Origin of the sequence: Synechococcus sp. H55.9 (genome assembly GCF_047462355.1) — a bacterium.
Taxonomy (GTDB): domain Bacteria; phylum Cyanobacteriota; class Cyanobacteriia; order Thermostichales; family Thermostichaceae; genus Thermostichus.
This window is the reverse complement of sequence record NZ_JANSJB010000031.1, coordinates 15,423-20,139: the sequence shown is the minus strand read 5'-3', so window position 1 is coordinate 20,139 and position 4,717 is coordinate 15,423. Positions and strand designations below refer to the sequence as shown.

The 4,717-nt window shown below is 54.1% G+C and carries 5 protein-coding genes; all 5 read right to left on the bottom strand.

Features of this window, described 5'->3' with window-relative positions:
* Positions 1-2: 2 nt before the first annotated feature.
* The 5 genes from NW857_RS05920 to NW857_RS05900 all read right to left on the bottom strand — a co-directional run bounded on the left by NW857_RS05920 (position 3) and on the right by NW857_RS05900 (position 4,696).
* Entirely contained in the window at positions 3-326 is a 324-nt protein-coding gene (locus tag NW857_RS05920; RefSeq protein ID WP_414335041.1) for a hypothetical protein, read from the bottom strand.
* 502 nt (positions 327-828) lie between these two features.
* A complete protein-coding gene (rsfS, locus tag NW857_RS05915; protein ID WP_414335040.1) occupies positions 829-1,200 on the bottom strand; it encodes a ribosome silencing factor in 372 nt (123 codons plus the stop codon).
* Between the two features lie 12 nt (positions 1,201-1,212).
* Positions 1,213-1,863: a bis(5'-nucleosyl)-tetraphosphatase (symmetrical) YqeK gene (yqeK, locus tag NW857_RS05910; protein ID WP_414335039.1), complete on the bottom strand. Its 651-nt coding sequence runs from the start codon at positions 1,861-1,863 to the stop codon at positions 1,213-1,215.
* Positions 1,856-3,667, bottom strand: coding sequence for a translation elongation factor 4 (gene lepA / locus NW857_RS05905; RefSeq protein WP_414335038.1), 1,812 nt, complete (start codon positions 3,665-3,667; stop codon positions 1,856-1,858). Before lepA ends, yqeK begins: the two co-directional genes overlap by 8 nt.
* Before the next feature lie 504 nt (positions 3,668-4,171).
* Positions 4,172-4,696 (bottom strand): NYN domain-containing protein, encoded by a 525-nt coding sequence (locus NW857_RS05900; protein ID WP_414335037.1) that lies wholly within the window; start codon positions 4,694-4,696, stop codon positions 4,172-4,174.
* Between the last annotated feature and the right edge of the window lie 21 nt (positions 4,697-4,717).

Sequence of the window (4,717 nt, the reverse complement as noted above, 5' to 3'; positions counted from 1 at the left end):
CTCTACCCGTAAAAAGCTTCCGACATGGATCCCGCATAGGGGTCAACGCCAAAAGAAGCTTGTTGCAGCTTCTGCTTGACCACATCCCGCACCACTGAGCGGAGCAATTCCAGCTCAGAGGGGTTGAGCTGATCGTGGCTGGGACACTCATCGGGAGCCAGCCACATGTAGACAGCAGGAACGCGGTTTAGGATCTGCTGCATCATCGCTTCCCGCTCCTTGGCGTCATGAAACACCTGCTGATGGGGATGCTCGGTACAGAGGTAATTTTCCAGCTCTCCTAGGGCCAGATACTCAACGATATTAACCAACATCTTTTCCATCATGATCAACGTCCCTCCTAAAAATCCCTGTCACTCTTAAAACAGGTATTAAACAAAGCGTGTGTAAGATCTCTTCTGCGGCTAAGCCTTTCCATCTCTATTTACCTCGTTTGTCTTCCCGCTTGCCGCTAAAAGCAGCCAACAGGAACCATCAGAAACCGTGAAGATCGCTTCGCTGGCATCCGGCACCAACGAAAAATTATCGAGCTTCCGAGGAGAGCAGGGTACAGTATTTAACAAAGACTATAGAAGCTTAGCCACAGTGAGAAAGAAGATCTCACTCAACCACTCCTCGACCATCACGCTAGCATACGACTATGTGAAAAATTATGGGAATATCAAGGAACTTACATATTTTTTGACAATTGGCTAACTTAGCGCGCCAAAGCCGGCTTGGAATACTGCTGAGACAAGTGCTGAGACGCCAGACAGGTGACTGCTGGCCCCAGCTACGGGCTCCGCAAAGCCGTTGCAGCTTAGGGATCTGAACTCAGAAACAATGAGGCTAGCCCGCCAATGGTAAATCAACTCGCTGGGCCTGGATCCAGAAAGATTCTAGGTCATAGTAGTTTCTTTCCTCTTGCAAGAGCACATGGACGATGAGATCCGCATAGTCGATCAGAATCCAGGAGCCTGAGTCTTGGCCTTCGATGCGGCGCGGAGCTTGTTGCCACTTCTCCCAAAGATTTTCCTCAATTGCCCGGGCAATGGCGCGAACCTGTGTAAGCGAATAGCCGCTGATCAAAAGGAAGTAGTCTGCCAGTGTGGAAATCTGGGACACATCCAGCAGAACAATGTCGCCACCTTTTTTTTCTTCCGCCGCGCGAGCTGCGCTCAACGCCATGCGATAGATGGGATCCCCGGCAGGGGCAGGCATAAGCTGTAGCAACTAAAACCCTCCCGAAACGACTGAGTTGCCTTGGAACATAACCTTCTCTAAATCCTTTCTATCTAAAGGATGCAACAGAAAATGATTCCGAGTCATGAGGGTGCGCGGATGAATCACCTGATTCCGATCTAGCAAAAATTTTAGGCTCAAGTCACAGACTCCCACCACGGTTTTAGACAAATCTACAAAAGCCATCTGCCGCAACCGCTCCAATTCTGGGCTGCTGCCCCGATTCGGCTCCAGAGCATCGGCTACAAAAACCACACAACTCAGCGGATCCATGCCGGGCCGCCCCAGGGTGTGGTTGGCAATGGCCGCCAAAATCTCTGCATCCTGTACCTGAAACTGCTCCCGTGCCAGCAGGGATCCCACCTCGGCGTGGAGAATGTGGGGTTCGGCCCGCTCGATCTCGTCCAGCTCCCGTTCCTGAGCCACCCTTTGCAACAGTTGCTCCGGCGGGAAGGACTTGGCCAGGTCGTGCATCAACCCTGCCCAAGCAGCTTTTTGCTCGTCCAGCCCATAGTGGGCCGCCAGTTGCCGGGCCATTGCCTCTACCCCCAAGATATGGCGAAGGCGAGGGGGCGGCACCTGACGCTGTAGCCAGGCCAACACCTCCTCCCGCTGCAGTTGAGCGCCGCTCACCCTAGTCATTTTGCAACTTCAGCACCGCCATAAATGCTTCTTGGGGCACATCCACCGTTCCCACTGCCTTCATGCGTTTTTTCCCCTCTTTTTGCTTTTCCAAAAGCTTGCGTTTGCGGGTCACATCTCCTCCGTAGCACTTGGCCAAGACATTTTTGCGCAGGGCCGGTATGGTTTCACGAGCAATCACTTTGGAGCCGATCGCCGCCTGAATGGGCACTTCAAATTGATGGCGGGGGATCAGCTCCCGCAACTTGGCAACCAGGGAACGGCCTACATAAAAAGCTTTGTCCCGATGCACAATAGTGGATAAAGAATCCACCACCTCGCCGTTAATCAAAATGTCCAAGCGCACCAGATCATCCGCACGATAACCCACCATTTGGTAGTCCATGCTGGCGTAGCCACGGGTGCGCGATTTCAATTGATCGAAAAAGTCGGTGACCACTTCTGCCAGCGGTAGCTCATATACAAGCGTAGTTCGACCCTGCGCCAGATATTTCATGTCCTTAAAGGTGCCGCGTTTGGTCTCGCACAGCTCCATCACGGTACCGACAAATTCCTCAGGAAGAATCACCTCTACCCTCACAATCGGCTCCTCAATGCTGGTGCGCTCGTTGGGGGAAGGCAGCTTGCTGGGATTGTCTACCCGAATCACAGAGCCGTTGTTGAGGGTAACTTGGTACACCACCGTCGGAGCTGTAATCACCAAATCGAGGTTGTACTCCCGTTCTAGGCGCTCCTGAACCACCTCCATGTGCAGCAGGCCCAGAAAACCACAGCGGAAGCCAAAGCCCATGGCAGGGGAAACTTCCGGCTCAAAGTAGAGAGCAGCATCGTTGAGCTTGAGTTTTTCCAGAGCTTCTTTGAGTTCGGCGTATTGATCGGAGCTGCTGGGGAAGAGGCCACAAAACACCATCGGCTTGGCTTCTTTGTAGCCGGGCAGAGGTTCAGAGGCCTTGCGATGGACAAGCGTAATGGTATCCCCAACACGGGCGTGTTCCACGCTCTTGATGGCAGCGGCCACGTAGCCCACCTCGCCCGCATGCAGGGCCTCGACCGGCTCTTGATGGGGGCGCATCACCCCCAGCTCGGTAATCTCGTATTCTCGGCCAGAGGCCATGAAGCAAATCTTGTCTCCCGTCTTCACCTCCCCATCCATGATGCGCACATAGACGATCACACCGCGGTAGGAGTCGTAGTAGCTATCGAAAATCAAAGCCCGCAAGGGATCCGCCACCGTATCCCGTGGCGGGGGCACCCGCTGCACAATAGCCTCTAGGATCTCTTGGATGCCGATGCCCATTTTGGCAGAAGCCAAGATCGCTCCGCTGCAATCGAGGCCGATTACCTGCTCGATCTCAGCGATCACCCGCTCCGGCTCCGCCCCCGGCAGGTCAATTTTGTTGATCACCGGGATGATCTCTAGGTTGTTCTCTAGGGCCAGATAGACGTTGGCCAGGGTCTGCGCTTCCACACCTTGAGAGGCATCCACCACCAGCAGCGCCCCTTCGCAGGCTGCCAGGGAGCGGGAGACTTCGTAGGTAAAGTCCACATGCCCCGGCGTGTCGATGAGGTTGAGCACATAGTTCTGGCCGTCTTGGGCGCGGTAGTTCATGCGGGCCGCCTGCAGCTTGATGGTGATGCCCCGTTCCCGCTCCAGTTCCATGTTGTCCAACAGTTGCGGCTTCATCTCGCGAGCTGAAACGGTGCCGGTTTCTTGCAAGAGCCGGTCGGCCAGGGTGGATTTGCCGTGGTCGATGTGGGCGATGATGGAAAAGTTGCGAATGCGGGAGACGGGAACGTCGGTCATAAGAACCTGTCAGGGCAAAGATTTTTTACAATGCTAGCCTCTTTGGCCCTCTGCCCAGGCCAAGGTTGTCCAGAAGTTAACCGGCAAGGAGGAAGATAGAGTCGTTTCAAACAAGACGAAGACACTTTGCCGCCGACCCGCCCTCACCCCCGGCCCCTCTCCCGGCCCTCACCCCCGGCCCCTCTCCCAGAGGGAGAGGGGAGTTAGAGCGACAGCATTGCGTAGTAATAACGAGGTGGAGAAGTGTTTCATTGCTATTTGATAATGACTATAACAACCCTTCTGACGGTTGCCAGAGCAACTTAAAGTGGCTGGGACAGCTTTTCCCGGCAACGCCGACTATGGTCGGCGTAACGGATGGGTCGCTCGCGTGGCAGCAATCTTACTCAGCAGACTTCCCCTCAAGGTGGAGAAACCAGAAGGAACTCAGATGAGTTGTGGCAACTCCGCCAGGGAGCTGTGGGGCCGGCTCGACAGCAGAGGGATCGGCCCAAAATCTCGGCCTTACTTGTCTAGCTTCTCGATGTAGGGGCGAATGTCGTTGAGGTCGATGTAGCGGTCGGTGGCGTTGCGCAGCTCGCGAGCGATCATCCCTTCGGTGGAGACGACCGTAATCAGAGTGTTTTTGGAGCGCAACAGCTCGACGGCCCGCTCAAAATCGCCATCGCCGCTAAACAAAACGATCCTGTCGTATTGCCCAACGGTGTTGAACATATCGATCACAATTTCAATATCCAGATTTGCTTTTTGGGAGTATCGACCGGAGTCTTCGTCTCGATACTCTTTGAGGATCTTGGTGCGTACGGTGAAGCCCAAGCTGATCAGAGCATCTCGAAAAGCCCTTTGATCGTTGGGATCCTTGATGCCGGTGTACCAAAATGCGTTGACTAGCTCGACATTGGGCTGTGACCTAACAAAATAATCCAAGACTCGGCGCGGGTCGAAAAACCAGCCATTTTTTTGTTGGGCATAAAACATATTGTTCCCATCGATAAAGATGGAAACCCGCGTGACGGGATGGCGAAACATAAAGATTTTTCCGGGAATATA